Origin of the sequence: Streptomyces sp. NPDC052101, from assembly GCF_040680235.1 — a bacterium.
GTDB lineage: Bacteria > Actinomycetota > Actinomycetes > Streptomycetales > Streptomycetaceae > Streptomyces.
This window is the reverse complement of the sequence record NZ_JBFAWH010000034.1, coordinates 6,086-29,717: the sequence shown is the minus strand read 5'-3', so window position 1 is coordinate 29,717 and position 23,632 is coordinate 6,086. Positions and strand designations below refer to the sequence as shown.

Below are 23,632 nucleotides of genomic sequence, written 5' to 3'. Positions count from 1 at the left end.
AAGGAATTCCTGATGCCTGAACAGAATCGGTTGGAACTCGCCCTGCCCGCTATCCGGGAGCTGAAGCGGCGGGCGACCGATCTGGAGGCCCAACTGACCGAACCGGTCGCGATCGTGTCGATGGCGTGCCGGCTGCCGGGCGGCGTGGGGACTCCGGAGGACTTCTGGGAGCTGCTGTCCTCGGGCGGGGACGCGATCGAGGGGTTCCCGTCCCGGTGGGACGACTGGGACGTGTACGACCCGGATCCGGAGGCCGTCGGCAAGAGCTATGCGCGCGAGGGCGGGTTCCTGCGGGACGTCGAGGAGTTCGACGCCGCGTTCTTCGGGATCCCGCCGCGTGAGGCGCGGGGCATGGACCCGCAGCAGCGGGTGGTCCTGGAGACCTCCTGGGAGGCCCTGGAGCGCGCCGGCATCCGCTCCGAGGCCCTGGAGAACAGCAACACGGGTGTGTACCTGGGCACGATGAACGGCGACTACGGCAGCCTGGGGCACGGTCTCGGCGACCAGGACGGGTACGTCAACACCGGCCGGGCGAGCAGCGTGCTGTCGGGCCGGGTGTCGTACTCGCTGGGGCTGCGGGGCCCGGCGGTGACGGTGGACACGGCGTGTTCGTCGTCGCTGGTGGCGCTGCACCTGGCGGTGACGGCGCTGCGCCAGCGGGAGTGCGACGTGGCGCTCGCCGGTGGTGTGACGGTGATGTCGACGCCCTCGGTCTTCGTGGAGTTCTCCCGGCTGCGGGGCACCGCTGCGGACGGGCGGTGCAAGAGCTTCTCCGCCGACGCGGACGGTGCCGGGTGGTCCGAGGGCTGCGGAGTCCTCGTCCTCAAGCGCCTGTCGGCCGCGCAGGCCGACGGCGACCGGGTGCTGGCCGTGATCCGCGGGTCGGCGGTCAACCAGGACGGCCGGTCCCAGGGGCTCACCGCCCCGAACGGGCCCTCGCAGCAGCGCGTCATCCATGAGGCCCTGTCGCGCGCCGGGCTGTCCCCGTCGGACGTGGACGCGATCGAGGCCCACGGCACCGGAACCCCCCTCGGCGACCCGGTCGAGGCCGGGGCGCTCAGTGAGGTCTTCGGGCCGGGCCGCCCCACGGAACGACCGGTGTGGCTGGGCTCGTCGAAGTCGAACATCGGGCACGCCCAGGCCGCCGCCGGTGTGGCCGGTGTCATCAAGATGGTGCTCGCGCTGCAGCACGAGCAGCTGCCCCCGTCCTTGTACTCCGAGCGGCCCAGCGAGCACATCGAGTGGGACGGCAGCGGGCTCGCCCTGCTGGGCGAGGCCCGCTCCTGGCCGCAGGAGGAATCCCGGGTACGGCGAGCGGGTGTGTCGTCGTTCGGCCTGTCCGGGACCAACGCCCACCTGATCCTCGAAGAAGCCCCGGCGCGCCCGGAGCTGGCACCGGAGCCCGCGGACTCCGCCGGGCCCGCCGCCGCGGGCGTGTTCCCGGTGGTGGTCTCGGGCCGGGACGCCGGTGTGGTGCGGGCGCAGGCCCGGCGCTGGGCCCACTGGTGGCGCAACCACCCCGACATACCCCTGGACCGGGTCGCGTCCACCGCACTGTGGCACCGCAGTTGGTTCGACCGCCGCGGCGCCGTCCTCGCCACCACCCGGGAAGAGGCCATCGAGCGCCTCGAAGCCCTCGCCGAAGGCACCGATGCCACCGGCGTCATCGCCCCCCTCGAAGCTGCGGGCGAGGACATCCTGCAGACCGGTGACGGCAGTGTGTGGGTGTTCCCGGGCCAGGGCTCGCAATGGGAGGGCATGGGCCAGGCCCTCTACGAGCAGTCCCCCGCCTTCGCCGAAGCGGTGGCCGCCTGCGACGCGGCCCTCCTGCCCTGGACCGGGACATCGGTCACGGACCTCCTCACCGGCCGTCGCCCCCTGACCGGCGTCGAGGAAGTCCAGCCGGCACTCTTCACCATGAGCCTGGGACTGGCCGCATGGTGGAAGTCCATGGGCATCACCCCCGAGGCGGTGATCGGACACTCCCAGGGCGAAGTCGCCGCCGCAGTCGTTGCCGGCATCCTGACCGTCGAACAGGGCGCACGCATCGTCGCCACCCGTTCCCGAGCCGTCGCCACCCGCGACGGCCAGGGCGGTATGGCCGTTGTCGAACGCGCCCACGACTGGATCACCGAACGCCTCACGGGCACCACCCTGTCCGTCGCCGCCGTCAACACCCCCACCTCCACCGTCGTATCCGGCGACAACGACGCCCTGGACGCGCTCCTGGCCGACCTGCACGCCGAGGGCGTGTTCGCCCGGCGCGTCCAGGTCGACTACGCCTCCCACAGCGCCCACATGGACGCGCTCCTGCCCGGCATCGCCGAGAAACTCGCCGACCTGGAGCCCCGGTCCGGACACACTCCCCTCTACTCCACCGTCCACGGCCGCAAGATCCACGGCACCGAGATGAACGCGGACTACTGGTGCGCCAACCTGCGCCGGCCCGTCCGCTTCGACCAGGCCAGCCAGGCGGCCGCCGCCGACGGCCACCACACCTGGGTCGAGATCAGCCCCCACCCCGTCATGGCCATGGCCCTCGACGACATCACCCAGCAGCACGGCGGAACCAGTCACGCCACCGCTCACCGCCACCACGCCGACACCACCGACATCCTCACCTCATGGGTCCGCGCCGGAATGACCCGGGGCACCGCATGGCCGTGGGAGCGGGCCGTCCCGCGCACACCCGTGGAAGCCACGCTGCCCACCTACGCCTTCGACCGTCGGCGCCACTGGCACGCCGCGCCCACCGGCACCGTCGATCCGTCGGCGTGGGGCGTCGACGGCCTGGACCACCCGTGGCTCACGCTCGCCACCCCGCTCGTCGGCGAGGACGGGCTGGTCCTCACCGGAAGGATCGACGCCACCGCCCCCGGACAGCGCTGGCTGAACGACCACCATGTGTTCGACACCGTGGTCCTGCCCGGCACCGCGATCCTCGACATGGTCCTCACCGCCGCCGAACGCGTGGGCGCCACCGGGATCGACACCCTCACCCTGACGGCTCCCCTCGTCCTCCCCGAAACCGGCGGGCTGCGAGTCCAGGTCGCCGTCACCGGCATCGACGGCGACGGCCGGCGCCAGGCCTCCGTGCACACCCACCCCGACCCCGGCACCCACCCCGACACCCCCTGGACCACCCACGCCACTGCCCGACTGACGCACCAAGCCCTCTGCGCCACCGACGACGGGTTCCGGGAACTGCGCGACTGGCCGGTGGCGGGCAGCACACCGGTGGACCTGGAGGGGTTCTACGACCGGCTGCGGGAACGCGGCATCGACTACGGACCCGCCTTCCGCGGCCTGGTGGAGCTCTCCCGCAGCGGCGACACCGTGTACGCCGTGGCCCGCCTGCCCGAGGCCGAGGCCGAGAACGCGGCGGCGGGCGGCTTCGCGGTGCATCCGGCCCTGCTGGACGCGGCGCTGCACGCGATCTCAGCACTGGACTCCGACACGGACCGGGTGTCGCTGCCCTTCGAGTGGGCCGGTACGGAGGTGTACGCCACCGGTGCGACCGAACTCCGCGTAAGGATCGAGCGGGAGACCGGGTCCTCCGACACGGTCCGGGTGTGGATGGCCGACGCCCACGGCGAGCCGGTGGCCCACGCGGACGCGCTCGTCCTGCGGACGGCGACCGCACAGCAGCTGCGGCAGCGCACCCCCGGCCACCTCTACCGCGTCGAGTTCCAGCCTCCCCGGACGATCCGTGAGGTACTCGCCGAGACCTGGGTCCTCGGCGGCTCCGGTGACCTCGCGCCCATGGCCGGCGGACGGTCCGTCACCGGCGTGGACGCGCTGCACACCCGGCTCGACGCCGGCAAGGAGCCCCCGGCACGGCTCGTCCTCGACCACACCGCGGACACCGCGCGGGACCCAGGCGACCTGGCGGACGCGGTACGTGCGGCCACCACGGCCGCACTGCACGAGGCGCAGAGCCTGCTGGCCGACTCCCGGCTGGACGGGACGGAGCTGGTCTGGGTGACCCGCCAGGCCGTGGCGGCCGATCCGGGGCAGAGCGCGGACGGCCTCGTCCAGGCCGCCCTGTGGGGTCTGGTCCGTGCCGCGCGCGCCGAGTACCCGCAGCGATCGCTGCGCCTGGTGGACGTCGGCTCCGCAGCCGAGGACGAGGCCGCGCTCGCCCGGGCCGTGTCCGTGGCGGACGAGCCCGAGATCGCCGTACGGGAAGGCGAGATCCGGGTCGCACGGCTGGTCGCGGTCGAGGCGGAGCCGGAAGACGTCACCGCGGGACCGGCGTCGCGGGGCACGGCACTGCTCACCGGCGGAACCGGTGAGCTGGGCAGGGAGCTGGCCCGGCATCTGGTGCGCACCCGTGGGGTCCGGCGTCTCGTGCTGACCTCGCGTCAGGGTGACCAGGCCCCGGGAGCCGCCGACCTCGCCGCCGAACTCACGGAGGCGGGGGCCGACAGCGTACGGATCGTGACCTGTGACGTCACCGACAGGGAAGCCCTCGCCGGTCTGATCGGTTCCATCGACGATCTGGACTCGGTGTGGCACCTGGCCGGAGTCCTGGACGACGGCCTGCTGCCGGATCAGAACGCGGAGCGGCTGGACCGCGTACTCGCTCCGAAGCTGGACGCCGCGCTGCATCTGCACGAACTCACCCGAGACCACGCGCTGTCCGAGTTCGTCATGTTCTCCTCGCTCGCCGGAGTGCTCGGCAGTGCCGGTCAGAGCACGTACGCCGCGGGCAACGCGTTCCTGGACGCCTTCGCCGTATGGCGTGTGCACGCGGGCCTGCCCGCCAGGAGTCTGTCCTGGGGTCTGTGGGAGCAGGCCGGGACGGGGCTGACCGCGCATCTCGGCCAGGCCGAGCTGACCCGGATCCGGCGCATGGGCGTCGAGCCGCTGTCCGTGGACGAGGGGCTTCGGACCCTGGACGCGGCGCTGGCGACGGACTCGCCGGGGCATCTGGTTCCCGTGCGGCTCGGGCTGGCCTCGCTGCACCGTGGCCAGGACGAGGTGCCGGCACTGCTGCGCGCCATGGTCAGGACACGCCTGCGTCGGGCGAACGCGAGTGAGACCCCGTCGGGCCTGCGCGGCAGGCTCGCGGCGCTCTCCCCCGACCAGCGGCGGGAGTCGGTGACGCTGCTGGTGCGGTCGGCGGCGGCGAGCGTGCTCGGCCTACCGGACGAGGGTGCGGTCTCAGCACAGCAGGTGCTCAGGGACCTCGGCCTCGATTCGCTGATGGCCGTGGAACTGCGGCGCCGGGTCTCGCAGGAGACCGATGTTCCCCTGCCCGCGACGCTGGCGTTCGACTACCCGACCCCGTCCGCCATGGCGGAGTTCCTCCTGGAACGGATGGACCTGTCACAGGCGGCGCTGTCCGCCGCGGCCGTGGTCCGGGCTGCGGACGAGGACGACGATCCGGTCGCGATCGTGTCGATGGCGTGCCGGCTGCCGGGCGGGGTGGGCACCCCGGAGGAGTTCTGGGAGCTGCTGTCCTCGGGCGGGGACGCGATCGAGGGGTTCCCGTCCCGGTGGGACGACTGGGACGTGTACGACCCGGACCCGGACGCCGTGGGCAAGAGCTATACGCGTACGGGCGGATTCCTGCGGGACGTCGAGCAGTTCGACGCGGGGTTCTTCGGAATTCCGCCGCTCGAGGCGCAGGCGATGGATCCGCAGCAGCGGCTTGTGCTGGAAGCCTCGTGGGAGGCTCTCGAGCGCGCCGGGTTCCGCCCCGAAGCCCTTGAGGGCAGCAACACCGGCGTGTACCTCGGTGCGATGGGGTCGGACTACGACCGTTTCCACAGGCGGGACCTGAGCGCGCTCGACGCGTACGGCTCGATGGGCAGCGCGGGCAGCGTGCTGTCGGGCCGGGTGTCGTATGCGCTGGGGTTGCAGGGTCCGGCGGTGACGGTGGACACGGCGTGTTCGTCGTCGCTGGTGGCGCTGCACCTGGCGGTGACGGCGCTGCGCCAGGGGGAGTGCGATGTCGCGCTCGCCGGTGGTGTGACGGTGATGTCGACGCCGTCGTTGTTCGTGGAGTTCTCCCGGCTGCGGGGCACGGCTGCGGACGGGCGGTGCAAGAGCTTCTCCGCCGACGCGGACGGTGCCGGGTGGTCCGAGGGCTGCGGCGTGCTCGTCCTGAAGCGCCTGTCGGCCGCGCAGGCCGCCGGGGATCGGGTACTCGCGGTGATCCGCGGGTCGGCGGTGAACCAGGACGGCCGGTCCCAGGGGCTGACCGCCCCGAACGGGCCCTCGCAGCAGCGGGTGATCGAGCAGGCGCTGTCGCGTGCGGGGCTGTCCCCGTCGGACGTGGACGCGATCGAGGCGCACGGCACCGGGACCCCGCTCGGCGACCCGATCGAGGCGGGCGCTCTGGCGGCGGTCTTCGGGCCGGGGCGTTCCGCGGAGCGGCCGGTGTACCTGGGGTCGTCGAAGTCGAACATCGGTCATGCCCAGGCCGCCTCGGGCGTGGCCGGGGTGATCAAGATGGTGCTCGCGCTGCAGCACGAGCAGCTGCCCGCGACCTTGCACGCCGAGCAGCCCAGCGAGCACATCGCATGGGAGGGCAGCGGGCTGGAGCTGCTGGGCGAGGCGCGCTCCTGGCCGCGGGACGAGACCCGGGTGCGGCGCGCGGGTGTCTCGTCGTTCGGCCTGTCCGGGACCAACGCCCACCTCGTTCTCGAGGAGTCCCCCGCCGTCGAGGCCGTCACTGAGCAGCCGGTGGCGGATGGTGTGTTCCCGGTAGTGGTGTCGGGCCGGGACGCGGATGTGGTGCGGGCACAGGCCCGGAGCTGGGCCGCGTGGTGGCGCAAGCACCCGGAGGTCTCGCTGGACCGGGTGGCGTCCACCGCGCTGTGGCACCGCGGCTGGTTCGGCCACCGGGGCGCCGTCCTGGCCACCACCCGCGACGAGGCCATCAGCCGACTGGAAGCTCTCGCCGAGGGCACCGACGCGGCCGGCGTGATCGCCCCCGTCGAGGGACTCGGCCAAGAGGCCCTCCACGGGGCCGGCTCCGGCGGTGTGTGGGTGTTCCCGGGGCAGGGGTCGCAGTGGGAGGGCATGGGCCGGGTGCTGTGTGAGCACTCCCCGGTGTTCGCCGAGACCGTCGCCGCCTGCGACGCGGCCCTCCTGCCCTGGACGGGGTGGTCGGTCACCGAGGTCCTCACCGGGCAGCGCCCCCTCTCCGGCGTGGAGGAGGTGCAGCCGGCGCTGTTCGCGATGAGCCTGGGCCTGGCCGCCTGGTGGGAGTCCATGGGCATCACCCCGCAGGCCGTGATCGGGCATTCGCAGGGCGAAGTCGCCGCCGCCGTGGTGGCGGGCATCCTCACCGTCGAGCAGGGCGCGAAAGTCGTCGCCGTCCGCTCCCGGGCCGTGGCCACCTGCCGGGGCCAGGGAGGCATGGCCGTCGTCGAACGCGGCCATGAGTGGATCACCGAGCGCCTGGCGGGCACCGGCCTGTCGATCGCCGCGGTCAACACCCCCACGTCCACGGTGATCTCCGGGGACAGCGACGCCCTGGACACCCTGCTGGCCCAGCTGCGGACCGAGGCGGTGTTCGCCCGCCGGGTGCAGGTGGACTACGCCTCCCACAGCGCCCACATGGACCCGCTCCTGCCCGCTCTGGCCGAGGAACTGGCCGGCCTGCGGTCCCGGTCCGGACGGATCCCGATGTACTCCACCGTCCTCGGCCGCACGGTCCAGGACGGCGAGCTGGACGCGGACTACTGGTGCGCCAACCTGCGCCGGCCCGTACGGTTCGACCAGGCCGGCCAGGCGGCCACCGCCGACGGCCACCACACCTGGATCGAGATCAGTCCCCACCCCGTCATGGCCATGGTCCTCGATGAGATCACCCGGCACCACGGGGGAATCGCCTTGGCCACCGCCCACCGGGACCGGGCCGACACCACCGACGTCCTCTCCTCCTGGGTCCGCGCCGGTCTCGCCCACGCAGACGCCTGGCCGTGGCACCAGCTGGTCCCCCGGGCGTCGCCGGCGAGCGAGTTGCCCACCTATGCCTTCGACCGTCAGCGCTACTGGCACGCCGCCCCCGTCACCACTCCGGCGGATGCCTCGGGCTGGGGCGTGGACGGGGTGGACCACCCGTGGCTGACGCTGTCGACACCGCTGGCCTCCGGCGACGGACTCATCCTCACCGGCACGATCGACGCCACCGCCGGCGGGCAGGGCTGGCTGGGCGACCACCGTGTGTTCGGCACAGCGCTGCTGCCGGGCACCGGGATCCTGGACATGGTCCTCACCGCCGCCGAGCGGGTCGGAGCCGGCACGGTGGACACCCTGACCCTCGCCACCCCCCTGGTGCTGCCCGAGACCGGGCCGCTGCGCCTTCAGATCGCCGTCACCGACATCGACGGCAACGGGCGCCGCCAGGCCACCGTCCACTCCCATCCCGACCCCGACAGCCACCCCGACACGCCCTGGACCACCCACGCGATCGCCCAACTCACCCAGGGCGCGCCCGTGCGCGCCCCCGAACCCGTCGACTGGGCAGCGGTGGTCGAGTCCGCGGAGCACGTGTCCCTGGACGGGTTCTACGAGCGCTTCCGCGAGCGCGGCCTCTACTACGGCCCCGCATTCCGGGGCCTCAGCGAGCTGTGGCGTGAGGGCGACGAGCTCTACGCCGTCCTTCGCCTTCCCGAGAGCCTGCGGCCCGAAGGGTTCGGGATCCACCCCGCCCTCCTGGACGCCGCGCTCCACACGATCCTCACCGCAGAGGAAGCCGACGACGAGATCACCCAGCACCGCGACTCCGCTCGGGGCGGCAATTCCGTTCCGCACCGCGGGAAGCGCGTCCTGCTGCCGTTCGAGTGGAGCGACGCCCGGCTGTACGCGACCGGGGCGTCGGTCGTGCGGGTGCGCGTACGCCTCGACAGCACGCGCGAGCAGGCCGAGCTGTGGGTGACGGACGAGAACGGTGACCTGGTCGTCACCGCGGGCCTTCGCCTCCGGGAAGCCGACGCGGAGAGCCTGCGCACCGCGGCGGAACGGCACCTGTACCGGCTGGAGTTCCAGGAGTGCGCGTCGCCCGCCGCCGGGCCGACGGACACCGTGATCACCGGTGGCCCCCTCGCGGCCGCGCTCGGACTGCCCACGCTGGACCTGGAGACCGGGCCGGTTCCCTCCCGCATCGTGGTCGATGCCACGCAACCCTCCGGTATGCCGGAGGAGTTCACCGCGGCGGCACTGCTCCGTGCGCGTGACCTGCTGGCCGATCCACGGCTGGTCGGCACCGAACTGGTCTGGGTGACCCGTCAGGCCATGTCCGTGGACGAGGGCGAGACCGTCGACCTGGCCTCGGCACCCCTGTGGGGTCTGCTGCGTGCGGCGCGCGCCGAGGGACATCCGGTGCGGCTGGTGGACGTGGACACCGACGCCGATCCGGACACGGTACGGGCGTCGCTGACCGTCCCCGAGCCGGAACTGGTGGTCCGCGGCGGAACGCTACGCGTCCCCCGGCTGGTCCGGTTCTCCCCGCGCGACACGGCATCCGCGGACGATGGAGCGGCATCCGCCGCCGACACCCGTGACGCGGCCCAGGGCACGGTGCTGATCACCGGCGGCACCGGTGAACTGGGACGGCAGGTCGCACTGCACCTGGTGGACACATGGGGCGTGCGCAAGCTGGTGCTGGCTTCCCGCCGCGGTCAGGCGGCGGAGGGCGTCGACGAGCTGGTCGCCGAGTTGACCGCCGCCGGGGCCGACCGTGTGAGCGTGGTGGCCTGCGATGTCACCAGCCGCGACCAGGTGGCCGGACTCGTGGAGTCCGTCACCGATCTCAGCGGCGTGTGGCATCTGGCCGGTGTACTCGACGACGGGCTGCTCACGGACCAGACCCCGGAGCGTCTGGAACGGGTCTGGGCGCCGAAGGCCCGCGCGGCATGGTGGCTGCACGAGCTGACCGCAGACCGTCCGCTCACCTGGTTCGTGGTGTTTTCGTCCGCCGCGGGTGTCCTTGGCAGCGCCGGGCAGAGCGGCTACGCCGCGGCGAACGCCTTCGCGGACGCGGTCGTGCTCGAACGACGCCGGCGGGGACTTCCCGGACTGACCCTGTCCTGGGGACTGTGGGAGCAGGCCGGTACGGGGCTGACCGCGCACCTCGGCCAGGCGGAACTGGCAAGGATGCGCAGGCAGGGAGTGACCGCGCTGACCGGCCCGCAGGCGCTGGGCGCTCTCGACACCGCGTTGACCAGCCGGCGAGCGCATCTTGTTCCCCTGCGGATCGATCTGTCCGGCGCCGAGGACGCCCGCTCGCCGCTGCTGCGGGGCAGGACCCGGATGCGCAGGCTGGCGGACACCCGGGCGGACAGCGTCGACACCGGTTGGTCCGGTCTGCCGGAGCCGCAGCGCATCAGCGCGCTGACCGATCTCGTGCGGCGCGAGGCGGCCGTGACCTTGGGCCGCTCCGACGGGATCCACCCCGAGGCGGCGTTCACCGACCTCGGGCTGGACTCCCTGATGGCGGTGGAACTGAGGCGGAGGCTGTCCGCCGAGACCGGACTGTCCCTGCCCGCGACGGCCGTCTTCGATCACCCGACGCCCGCCGGCCTGGCGGAGTACCTCAACGACTGCCTTCGAGGCCAGGGGGACGACACGGGTCGTGCGCGCGTGGAACGCGTGGAGCGACGCGATCTCCATCCGGCGACCGAGGGGCAGCGCAGGCTGTGGTTCCTGGAGCAGATGCGTCCCGGCACGGCCGAGTACAACGTGACGATGCCGGTCCGGGTCGCCGAGCCGTTGGACCGCGCGGCGTTCGCCTCCGCCGTCGACCACGTGGTGCGGCGGCACGAGGCACTGCGCACCGGCCTGGAGAGCCGCGACGGTGAGCTGGTCCAGGTGGTGCACGAGGAGTTCTCCACCCCGCTGCGCTTCGAGGACGTGGCCGGTTCCGAGGAACTGGCCGACCGGATCCGCGGCGAGGCCGAGACGCCCTTCGACCTGTCCGGCCCGGTGTTGTTCCGCTGCCTGGTGCTGACCGGCGCGGACGAGCAGGTGGTCTCCTTCACCCTGCACCACGCGATCGTCGACGCCTGGTCGCTGGTCATGATGCTGCATGAGCTGTTCGCCGCGTACGGGGAGTTCCGCACGGGCCGCATTCCCGACAGCGGGAACGAGTCGCTCGCGCACCTCGGCGACTACGCCGCCTGGGAGCGGGACTCCCTCGAGCAGGGCGCCTTCGAGGCGGGACTCGGCTTCTTCCGCAGCGAACTGGCCGGGGCCCCGCGTCTGGAACTTCCCCCGAGCGACCTGGACTTCGGTGCGGGTAGAGTCAATTTCGCCGTGCCCGACGCCCTTCGGGGCGAGCTGGAGGCCCTCGCCTCCGATGCGGGGGTCACGCTCTACACGGTGCTGGCCGGCGCGTTCGCGGTGCTGCTCTCCCGGTACAGCGACCAGCGGGACTTCAGCATCGGCACGGTGTGGTCCGGGCGCGGTCTGGCCGGGTCGGCGGAGATCGTGGGATTCCTCGCCAACACCCTGCCGCTGCGCTGTGATCTGTCCGGCGACCCGAACGTGCCCGAGCTGCTGTCGGCGATGAAGTCGCGCGTGCTCGGCGTGATGGAGCACCAGAACGTTCCCCTGTCCGAAGTGGTCAAGGTCGCCGACGCCGAGCGCAACGGCGAGGAGAACCCGCTCTTCCGGGCGGTGTTCAACTACGGCCTGGGCGCGGAGCCGGACGACGGCACATGGCAGCCGTTCGCCGGGTCCTTCACCGGCAACGTCGCGGGAACCGCCAAGTTCGAGCTGACCATGAGCCTCGCACCCGCCGCGGAGGGACTGCGCGGGGAGCTGGAGTTCCAGTCGCACCTACTGGACCAGGAATCCGCACACCGCATGGTCGCGAACTTCGAGACCCTGCTGAACTCCTTCGTCCGGGACGGCGATCTGCCGGTCAGCCGACTGTCCTTGCTCCACGCCGAGGACGAGGGCTGGTTCCGGCGGCACGGCGACACCGTGACGCCGGAGCCGACCGCGCTGCCCACGTCACGGCCGGAGCCCTCCGCTCCGGCCGCCCGTGACGACCGGGTGTGGGAGACGGTGCTCTCGGCCTGGTCGCAGGTGCTGGAGCTGGAGCCGGCCGAGGTGGACCCGGACAGCGGCTTCTTCGACCTGGGCGGAACGTCGTTGACAGCGGTGCGGGTCCACGAGCTGATCCGCACCGGCCTGGACCGCGAGTTCCCGCTCTCCACGCTGTTCCGCCACTCCACCGTGCGGGAGCTGACCACGTTCCTGCGGGGCGACTCCACCCGTACGGTGACCGCGGCGCCGGCGCCGGCCGAGGAACGTCCGGACGAGGACGCCGTGGCGATCGTCGGCGTGGCGCTGCGTCTGCCGGGCGCGAACGACGCCGAGGAGTTCTGGGCGAACCTGCGGGGCGGTGTGGAGTCGATCCGCCGCTTCACCGACCAGGAACTGCTCGACGCCGGCGTACCCAGGAACGTACTGGAGGATCCCGCGTTCGTCCCGGCCAAGGGTTATGTGGAGGACGCCGATCTCTTCGACGCCGAGTTCTTCGGCTACTCGCGGTCCGAAGCGGAGAACATGGATCCGCAGCACCGGCTCTTCCTGGAGACGGCCTGGAAGGGCCTGGAGAACGCCGGCATCAAGCCGGGTTCCTACCCCGGCCGCATCGGAGTTTTCGCGGGTGCCGGATTCGGCGGCTACAACAGCGGAACGGTGCGCGGCGACGAGATCACCGAACTGCACGAGTTCTACCGCAACCTCCTCGGTAACAAGTCCGACTTCGTGTCCACGAGGGTGGCGCACAAGCTGAATCTGCGCGGTCCCGCGCTGACGGTGCAGACGGCGTGTTCCACCGGGCTGGTGGTAGCCCATCTGGCCAGGCAGAGCCTGCTGCGCGGGGAATCCGACGTGGCACTGGTCGGCGCCTCCGCTCTCACGTTCCCGCTGGAGTACGGCTACTACCACCAGGAAGGCTTCGTCTTCTCACCGGACGGCTCCTGCCGTGCGTTCGACGCCGACCGCCAGGGCACCGTGGTGGGCAACGGCGTGGTCGCTGTGGTGATGCGGCGGCTGTCCGACGCGGTCGAGGCCGGGGACCGCATCTACGCGGTCGTCCGCGGCAGCGCCATCAACAACGACGGGTCCGACAAGGTCGGCTTCACCGCACCCAGCGTCAGCGGCCAGGCCACCGTCATCGCCGACGCCCTCGCCGACGCCCGACTGTCGTCCGCCGACATCGGCTACGTCGAGGCTCACGGCACCGCCACCGCGATGGGCGACCTCATCGAGGTCCAGGCCCTGCAGGAGGTCTTCTCCTCCGACCGCGACGAGCCCTGCGCGGTCGGCTCGGTGAAGTCCAACATCGGCCATGTCGACGTGGCCGCGGGCCTGGCAGGGCTGGTCAAGGCGGCGCTCTGCGTCTACCACGGAGAACTGGTACCCACGGTGAACTTCGAACGCGTCGACCCCGAACTGGGCCTGGACCCGGCAATCCTGCGGATCAGCGACGACACCCGGACCTGGCCGGGCACCCGACGCGCCGGCGTCTCCTCGTTCGGCATCGGAGGTACCAACGCCCACATGGTCCTGGAACAGCCGCCGCAGCCGCCCACGCACCCCGCCCCGGCACAGGCCGCGGCACCCGTGGTCGTCTCCGGACGGACCCCGCAGGCCTTGAGGGACCAGGCCAGGCAGTGGGCCGACTGGCTCACCCGGCACCCGGACACCCCCCTCGCCGACCTGGCCCGGACCTCCACACAGCACCGCCAGCACTTCGAGCACCGGGCCGCCGTCCTCGCCCATGACCTGGACGAGGCGGTGCGCGGGCTGACCGCGCTCGGGGACGGACACGGCGACGACGCGGTGTGCACCGGGGTCGCCCAGGAGCATGGCAAGGTCGTGTTCGTCTTCGCCGGCCACGGTTCGCAGTGGCCGGGCATGGCCCAGCGCCTGCTCACCGAGAGCCCGGCCTTCGCCGACACGGTCGACCGCTGCGACGAGGCGTTGCGCCCCTGGACCGGCTGGTCGATGCGCGAGCTGCTGGAGGACCCCGAGGCGAGCGGGCGGAGCCTGGACGACGTCGAGGTGATCCAGCCCGCGCTGTTCACGGTCGCGCTCGGCCTGGCGGCGGTGTGGCGGTCCGTCGGTCTGGAACCGGAGGCCGTGGTCGGACACAGCCAGGGCGAGGTGCCCGCCGCCGTGGTCGCCGGAGCGCTGACCCTGGAGGAGGGCGCCAGGGTGGTCACCGTCCGCAGCCAGGCGTTCCAGCGCATCGAGAGCGGCTCGGGCGGCATGGCCCTGCTCGGCCTGCCGCTGCCCGAGGTGGAGGAACTGCTCGCCGGGTACGGCGGATCGCTGTCGGTGGCCGCGGTGAACACCCCGGGTTCCGTGGCGGTGTCCGGCGCGGCGGATGCGGTGGGCGGCCTGCTCGCGAAGCTGGCGGACCGCGATGTGTTCTCCCGCCGGATCAAGGCGGACCGGGCCGGACACTGCAGCCTGGTCGACCCCATGCTGCCCGAGGTGGAAGCGGCGCTGAGCGGACTGCGCCCCCGCGCGACGACCGTGCCGATGTACTCCTCGGTGACCGGTGCGCCGATCGGCGGGGAGGCCCTGGACGCCCGGTACTGGTGCCGCAACCTGCGTGAGCCGGTGCGCATGGACCTGGCGCTGGACGCGCTGAGCGCCGACGGCTTCGGCGTGTTCACCGAGGTCAGCCCGCATCCGCTGCTGGCCATCCCGCTGACCACGTTCACCGCCGACCGGGGCGGAGTGGTCCTGGGCAGCCTGCGCCGCGATCACGGCGGCCTCGAACAGATCGTGCGCGGCCTCGGCGAACTGCACGTCCACGGCCGTACGGTGGACTGGACCCGGGTCATCGACGGGCCCGGCCGCCGGGTCGACCTGCCCGGCTACGCCTTCCAGCGGCAGAGCTACTGGATCGACGGCGGAGCCCGTATCCGGCAGGAACGGCAGGCACCCCCCGCGGACCTGGCGTCCCGGCTGGCGGCACTGCCCGAGTCGGCCCGTGCCCTCACCGTGATGGAGGCCGTGCAGGACGTCGTCCGCGGCGTTCTCGGACTCGGTGAACCCCTGCCCGTGGACGAGCGGTTCCAGGACCGCGGGCTGGACTCGATGATGGCGCTGCAGCTGCGCAACCGGCTCAGCGAGGTGACTGGCACACCGCTGCCGTCCACGCTCGCCTTCGAACACCCCACGCCTCAGGCGGTCGTGGACCATCTGCTGGCCCATGCCTTCTCCGAGCTGCCGCCTCCTGGTCCGTCGATGGAACGCGCCGAGCGGCGCGACGTCCATCCGGCGACCGAGGGCCAGCGTCGGCTGTGGTTCCTGGAGCGGATGCGCCCGGAATCCGCTCAGTACAACGCCGTGTTCCGGCTAGAGGTGCGGACCCCGCTGTGTCCGGAGACGTTCGGCCGGGCCCTGCGCGCGGTGATGGGACGTCACGAGGCGCTGCGCACCGGACTGGAGGTCCGGGACGGCGACCTGGTCCAGGTGGTGCACCAGGACTTCACCGTTCCGCTGCGGCACGAACGGATCACCGACGCCGGTGAACTGGACCGGACGCTCCGTGCGGAGGAACGGACCCCGTTCGAGCTGGACGCCGAGACCCTGTTCCGCTGCCTGCTGGTGGACTCCGGCGATGTGTGGACCCTGTGCCTCACCCTGCACCACGCCATCACCGACGGCTGGTCGCTGTCCCTTCTGCTGAACGAGCTGTACGAGACATACCGGGCCCTGGCCGGGCAGGACACCCTCCAGCTCCCCGAAGTCCGGTACCACCTGGGTGACTACGCACGATGGGAGAAGCAGTCCATCGAGGAGGGCGCCTTCGAGCAGTCGCTCGACTACTTCGCGTCCGAGCTGGACGGTGTCCAGCGGCTGGAACTCCCCGCTCGCGACGGCGCCGAGGACGACGAGGGCGACGCGGTGCACTTCACCGTGCCCGCAGAGCTTCGGGCCGCCCTGGACGAGCTGGCCACCCGCAACTCCGTCACCGGATACACCGTGTACGTCAGTGCCTTCGCGGTGCTGCTCGCCCGCTACACCGACCAGTACGACTTCAGCATCGGCACGATCTGGTCGGCGAGGGAACTGCCGCAGGTCGCGGAGACCTTCGGGTTCCTGGCGAACACCCTGCCGCTGCGATGCGACCTGACCGGGGAGGTGTCCTTCGAGGACGTCCTCGCCCGCACGCACACCCGTGTGCGGGGGGTGTTCGAGCACCAGAGCGTCCCGCTGACCGAGGTCGTGCGCATCGCCGGCGGTGACCGGACCGGTGAGGAGAACCCGCTGTTCCGGGCGGTGTTCAACTACGGCGGCACGGCCTTCCCCGCGATCGGAACGGGCGAGGCGGCCTGGCGGCTTCCCACGACGGGAAGCGTGTCGGGCAACGTCCAGGGCGCGTCGAAGTTCGAGCTGGGCCTCACGTTGACCGCCGACGGTGATGTGCTGCGCGGGGAGCTGGAGTTCCAGTCCCACGTGCTGGACCGGGACTCGGCCCGCCGTATGGCCGCCAACTTCGAGACCCTGCTGGCCTCGCTGGCCGCCGACCCCGCCGGTCCGGTCCGGGAGACCGAACTGCTCTGCGCCGCGGAGCGCGGCTGGCTCGCCGAGCACGGCGGTGACGTCGGGGCCAGGCCTGCCGGGGAGAACGCCTGCCGGCGGATCCTGGATCAGGCGGCGCGGACGCCCGACGCGGTGGCCGTCGTGGCTGACGAGGGCGAGCTGACCTACCAGGAGGTGACGACGAGAGCCCTCGCGCTCGCCCGCGAGCTCGCCGGACTGGGCGTCGTACGCGGTGATCTGGTCGGTCTCTGCCTTCCCCGCACGGTCGATCTGCCGGTGGCGATGCTCGGCACCTGGTTCGCCGGGGGCGCCTACGTTCCGCTGGACCCGGAGTACCCGAAGGCGCGTCTGGACCATGTGGTGTCCGACAGCGGCATCGAGGTGGTGATCTCGAGCGGCTCCCTGGCGGACGTACTGCCGGCCGGCCTGCGGGTGCTGTCCGTCGAGGAGAGCACCGACCCCGGGCGACCCGGACGGCCGGACAGCACTGTGCCGGCCCTGCCGGAACCGTCCGACCCCGCCCTTGTCATCTACACCTCGGGCTCGACGGGCACCCCGAAGGGCGTGGTGGTCGAGCACGCGCAGTTCACCGCCTTCTGCGCGGCGATGGACGAACGCGTCGGCGGTGGCGCCGACGACAGCTGGCTCGCCGTCACCAGCGTCTCCTTCGACATCTCCTGTCTCGAACTGCTGTGGACCCTGACCAGGGGATACCGAGTGGTGGTCACCAACGGAGAGGTCGGCGGCTGGGCCGACTACCGGACGTACCGGCCGACGCACCTGCAGTGCACCCCGTCGCTGGCCAGGATGCTGCTTGCGGACGCGGGCGGCCGTGAGCTGCTCAGCGGGCTGCGGCTGCTCATCGTCGGTGGCGAAGCGCTCGATCGAGGCCTCGCCGACCGGTTGATGCGCACCTGCGGCGGCGACGTGATCAACGGGTACGGGCCTACGGAGACCACGATCTACGCGACGACCTGGCGGGTCGAGCCCGGGCCGGTGTCGCTGGGATCGCCCGTGCCCGGCACCCGGCTGGCCGTCCTCGACCGGCAGCGGCAGCCGGTACCGCGAGGCTGCCGTGGTGAGTTGTGGATCGGCGGGCGTGGTGTCGCGCGAGGCTACTTGAACCGGGCCGCGCTGACGGAGGAGCGGTTCGTGGTGGACCCGCTCGAGGGTGCGGGGCGGATGTACCGCACGGGGGACGTGGTCCGCTACCGCGAGGACGGTTCGCTGGAGTACTGCGGCCGCGTGGACAACCAGGTGAAGCTGGCCGGACACCGGATCGAACTCGGCGAGATCGAGTCCGTGGTCTCCGAGTGCACCGGCGTGCGGGAGGCTGCTGCGGTCGTACGTGCGGACGCCGGTCCCGCTGCCCTGTGGGTGTACTACTCCGGGGACGCCGACCAGCGGGTCCTGGCCGAGCACGCCGCGTCGCGGCTGCCCGTGTCGATGCTGCCCGCGCGGTGGATACGGCAGGAGAGTCTGCCGCTGACGCCGAACCGCAAGATCGACCGGCTGGCCCTGGCCGCCCTGCCGGCGCCGCAGCCCGGGCCCGTGCAACCGGCCGCAGGAGGCGACCGGGTGTGGGAGACAGTGGTCTCGGCATGGTCGCAGGTGCTGGGGCCGGACGAGGTCGACCCGGACCGGGGCTTCTTCGAACTGGGCGGCACGTCGATGGGAGCCCTGCAGGTCCACGAGCTGATCCGCACCGCCCTGGACCGCGAGTTCCCCCTCTCGACGCTGTTCCGCTACTCCACGATCCGGCAGCTCACCGCGTTCCTGCGCGGCGACACCACACGCGCGGTCACCGCGGCGGCGCCCCGGGAGCGTACGGACGAGGACGCCGTGGCGATCGTGGGCATGGCCCTGCGTCTGCCGGGCGCGAACGACGCCGAGGAGTTCTGGGCGAACCTGCGCGGCGGTGTGGAGTCGATCCGCCGCTTCACCGACCAGGAACTGCTCGACGCCGGCGTGCCCAGGAACGTACTGGAGGACCCCGGGTACGTCTTGGCCAAGGGCTATGTGGAGGACGCCGATCTCTTCGACGCCGAGTTCTTCCGCTGCTCTCCGTCCGATGCCGAGAACATGGATCCGCAGCACCGGCTCTTCCTGGAGACGGCCTGGCAGGGCCTGGAGGACGCCGGCATCGTGCCCGGTGCCGACCCCGGCCGCATCGGAGTCTTCGGCGGAGTCGGCTTCGGCGGCTACGACCAGGGCGATCCCGAGGACGTATCGGAGGTCTTCCGTTCGGCGATCGGGAACAAGAACGACTTCCTCGCGACCCGCCTGGCGCACCTGCTGAATCTGCGCGGTCCCGCGCTGACGGTGCAGACGGCGTGTTCCACGGGGCTCGTGGCCACGCACCTGGCCCGGCAGAGCCTGCTGCGCGGGGAATCCGACGTGGCACTCGTCGGCGCCTCCGCGTTCACCTTCCCCCTGGAACAGGGCTACCAGTACCAGGAAGGCTTCGTGGCCTCGCCGGACGGGCACTGCCGGCCCTTCGACGCCGACGGCGCGGGCACGGTCCTCGCCAACGGCGTGGTGGCTGTGGTGTTGCGCCGCCTGTCCGACGCGGTCGAGGCCGGGGACCGCATCTACGCGGTCGTCCGCGGCAGCGCCATCAACAACGACGGGTCCGACAAGGTCGGCTTCACCGCACCCAGCGTGAACGGCCAGGCCACCGTCATCACCGACGCCCTCGCCGACGCCGGACTGTCGTCCGCCGACATCGGCTACGTCGAGGCTCACGGCACCGCCACCGCCATGGGCGATCCGATCGAGATCCAGGCCCTGCAGGAGGTCTTCACCCCCGACCGCGACGAGCCCTGCACGGTCGGCTCGGTGAAGTCCAACATCGGTCACACCGACGTCGCCGCGGGCCTGGCGGGACTGGTCAAGGCAGCACTCTGCGTCTACCACGGGGAACTCGTCCCCACGGTCAACTTCCGGCGCGTCAACCCCGAACTCGGCCTGGACCCGGCGGTCCTGCGGATCAGCGACGACACCCGGGCCTGGCCGGGCACCCGACGCGCCGGAGTGTCGGCGTTCGGCGTCGGAGGGACCAACGCGCACCTGGTGCTGGAACAGCCACCGCAGCCGGCCGCACAGGCCGCCCCGGCACAGGCCGCCCCGGCACAGGCCGTGGCGCCGGTGGTCGTCTCCGGACGGACCCCGCAGGCCTTGAGGGACCAGGCCCGGCGGTGGGCCGACTGGCTCACCGAACACCCCGACACCACCCTCGCCGACCTGGCCCGGACCACCACGCGGCACCGCAGGCACTTCGCCGAGCGCGCGTCGGTGGCCGGAGCTGATCTGCCCGCGGTCGTCGAAGGACTGACCGCCCTGGCGGCCGACCGGCCGGACCCGTCGGTCACCCTTGGCACCGCACGGCCGGGCAAGGTCGTGTTCGTCTTCCCCGGCCAGGGTTCGCAGTGGCCGGGCATGGCCCAGCGCCTGCTCTCCGAGAGCCCGGCCTTCGCCGACACGGTCGACCGCTGCGACGAGGCGTTGCGCCCCTGGACCGGCTGGTCGGTCCGCGAGCTGCTCCAGGACGAGGACCGCATCGCGTGGGACCGCCTGGACATCGCCCAGCCGGTGCTGTTCACCATGTATCTCGGCCTGGCGGCAGCCATGCGGGATCTGGGCCTGGAAGCGCAGGCCGTGGTCGGACACAGCCAGGGCGAGATCGCCGCCGCCGTGGTCGCCGGGGCCCTGACGCTGGAGGAGGGCGCCAGGATCGTGGCCGAACGCAGCACGGCCCTCGCCGCGCTGTCCTCCGACGGTGAGATGGCCACGGTGGAACTCCCCGTCTCCGAAGTCGAGGCGACACTGGCTCCGTACGGGGACGCCGTCTCGGTCGCCGTGGTGAACACACCGGGATCCACGGTCATCTCGGGGGACCGCACGACCGTGGAGGAGCTGCTCTACGCGTGGGACGACCAGGACGTGATGTGCGGCTTGCTGAACGCCGCCTGTGCGTCCCACAGTTCGCACATGGACGCGCTGCTGCCCGGCCTCCGGGAGAAGCTCGCCTCGCTGCGTCCCCGCCCGTCCGACATCCCGCTGTACTCCACGGTGCTGGGCCGCCGGGCCGCGGGTGAGGAGCTGGACGCCGGCTACTGGTGCCGGAATCTGCGCGAACCCGTACGGCTCGACCTCGCACAGCAGGAGCTGCTCGCCGACGGATACACGGTGTTCGTCGAGATCAGCCCGCACCCCGTGCTGGCCATGCCGCTGGCCGATGGCGGCGCGGAGCAGGACGCGGTGGTCCTGGCGGCCATGGAACGCGAACGGGGCGGCCTGGACCGGCTCCGGCGCACCCTCGGCGCCCTGCACGTGCACGGTGTCGAGATCGATTGGTCGGCGGCCGTGCCCGACGGCCGCTTGGTCGGTCTGCCCGGCTACGCGTTCCAGCGGCAGCGCCACTGGAAGGAGCCCGCTCGCCGCAGGACGACCGACCAGCGGTTCTGGGACGCCGTCGGTGCGGGCGAGGTGGACTCGCTCGCCGAGTTGCTCGGAGCGTCCGGACAGCACCGGGACAGCGTCGTGGACCTGCTGCCGTTGCTCCGGCGCTGGTACGAGGGCCGCGACGACCACGCCGAGATCGCCGACTGGCTGTACGAGGAGACCTGGCAGCCCAGCGAGCCCGACCCGGCACCGGCGGACGGGGTCTGGGCCGTCCTCGGGGACCCCGCGTCACCCGCTGCGGAGCTGGTGACGGCCCTGCGAGAGGCAGGAGCCGACACCCACCGGGCCGGCACGCATCCTGACGGCCTGGCCTCCCTGCCGGCGGCGTTGCAGGGTGTGATCATCCTGACGCCACTGGACGAGGACGCCGGCGCACGGCAGGGCTTCCTCCGCACCGTACGACTGCTGCAGGAACTCGGAACACGTCACCCGAGGACTCCGGTGTGGCTGGTCACCCGGGGCGCTGTCGGTGTGGACGAGGCAGATCCGGTCACACGTCCCGAGCAGGCTCTGATCAGCGGGCTGGGCCGGGTCGCGGCACTGGAACGCCCCGAAGGCTGGGGCGGTACCGCGGACCTGCCCGAACTGCCGCACCCCGACTGGGCCGGGCAGCTCGTCCGCGCCGTTCTCGCCGGTGACGACGAGGACCAGATCGCGCTCCGCGCCGACGGCCGTTATGTGCGAAGGCTGCGTCGCACCACGCTCGCACCGCGGGCGCCGTGGACGACGAGCGGCACCGCCCTGATCACCGGCGGCACGGGAGCCCTCGGCCGCCGGCTCGCCCGTCGGCTGGTGGAACGCGGCACGCGACGCGTCGTGCTCGCCTCCCGCTCCGACGAGGTCTCCGCACAGTTCCGCCAGGAACTCGAGGCGACCGGGGCGCAGGTCGTGACGGCGGCCTGCGACGTCGGTGACAGGAGGCAGGTCGCCGACCTGATCGACCGGATCGACGCCGACGGCCCGCCGCTGACGGTCGTCGCGCATCTCGCGGGAGTCTCCGGGACGGCACTCCTGGCAGAGCTCGACGGTGCCCGGGCCGCCGAGGAACTCTCCGCGAAGGTGTCCGGCGCCTGGCACCTGCACGAACTGCTCGGCGACCGGCCACTGGACGCGTTCCTGCTCTACGGCAGTGGTACCGGTCTGTGGGGTGCAGGCGGCGGAACGACCAACGCGGCGGGTGACGCCGCGCTGGATGCCCTCGCCCGTCACCGGGTGGCGGGCGGCCGCACGGCCACCGTGGTGCACTGGGGTGGCTGGGCCGACGGAGGCATGGTGACGGAGGAGGCCGCGGAGCAGTTCCGGGCACGGGGTCTGCGGCTGATGCCACCGGACCGCGCACTGAGCGCACTGGACCTGGTGCTCGGAACGGATCGGGTGGCGCTGGGGGTGGCCGACATCGACTGGGCCCGCTTCACCCCCACGCTCTGCGTCGCCGGGCGGCGTCCGCTGCTGCTGGGCGTCCCGGAGGCGCGCGCGGTGATGACCGGCGAGCGCCAGGAGAGCGGACTCGCGGAGCGGCTGGCGGGCCTGGGACGGGAGGCGCAGTTCGACGCGGTGCTCGAACTGGTCCGCGTCGAGGCCGCGGCTGCTCTCGGGGTGGCGGAGGTCCCAGTCGAACAGCCGCTCCAGCAGCTCGGGATGGACTCGCTGATGGCGGTCGGCCTGCGCGCCCGGCTCGCCAGGCGAAGCGGCCTGCCGCTCAGCACGGACGTGCTGTTCCGGCACGGCAGTTGTGCGGGCATCGCGCACCACCTGGTCGACCGACTCACCGGGCGGCAGCCCGTCGCCGAGCCCGCGAACGACGCGTTGGTGCGGGTGCTCAAGCCGGCGCGAAAGCCCAGGGCACGGATCCTGTGCATGGCGGGAATGGGGGGCACGACCACCTCCCACGTCCCGCTCATCCCGCACCTTCCCGAGGACGTGGAACTGCTCGGTATCCGGGTCCCCGGCCGTGAGGGACGCAACGGGGAGGCTCCGGTGAGCGATGTCGACACCCTCGTCGACCGGGTCGTGGCGGAGATGTCCGACCGTCTCGACGTGCCGACCGTCCTGTACGGACACAGCCAGGGCGCATGCGGGGCATGGGAGATCGCTCACCGGCTGGGCAGCAGGGTGGGCGGACCGGAACTGTCTCTCGTCGTCGCCTGTGCGCCGCCGCCGTTCAGCGAGGCGCCGGAGACGCTCAAGCAGTTCCTGGAGGTGTCGACGCTGTGGGACACGGCGGCGCCGGAGACCTTGATCGAGTTCTTCCGGGGTGTGCTGCCCGACGAGATCCTCGCCCACGAAGAGGTCTTCGCCGGCTACCTGGAGAACCTGCGGAACGACTCCGCGATGTGGAACCGGTATCAGCTGATGCTGGACGCCGACCGCAGGGGTCCGCTGGACATCCCGATCACGGCGGTGTCGGCCACGGCCGACCCGGTGCTGCCCAAGAGCACGATGGAGGGCTGGTCCGCGCTGACCAGGGGCACGTTCGTGGCCCGCAACATCGAGGGCGCCCATTCGGCGCCGCTCGAGAACCCGCAGGCCATGGCGCAGCAGTTGGCCGCGGCCATCCCTGCCGCCATCACACTCGACGCGTGACCGCACGTGGCGTCCGTCGTCACCCGACGACGGACGCCACGATCGCGGT

The 23,632-nt window shown here is 72.3% G+C and carries 1 protein-coding gene; it reads left to right on the top strand.

Annotation, left to right across the window (positions count from 1 at the left end):
• Window positions 1-12: 12 nt before the first annotated feature.
• Window positions 13-23,583 (top strand): amino acid adenylation domain-containing protein, encoded by a 23,571-nt coding sequence (locus tag AB0L75_RS36660; protein ID WP_365190156.1) that lies wholly within the window; start codon window positions 13-15, stop codon window positions 23,581-23,583.
• The last annotated feature ends 49 nt before the right edge of the window (window positions 23,584-23,632 follow it).

Bases quoted from the DNA above. Each gene is read 5' to 3' on its own strand.
- AB0L75_RS36660 (WP_365190156.1), top strand. From the start codon at position 13: ATGCCTGAACAGAATCGGTTGGAACTCGCCCTGCCCGCTATCCGGGAG.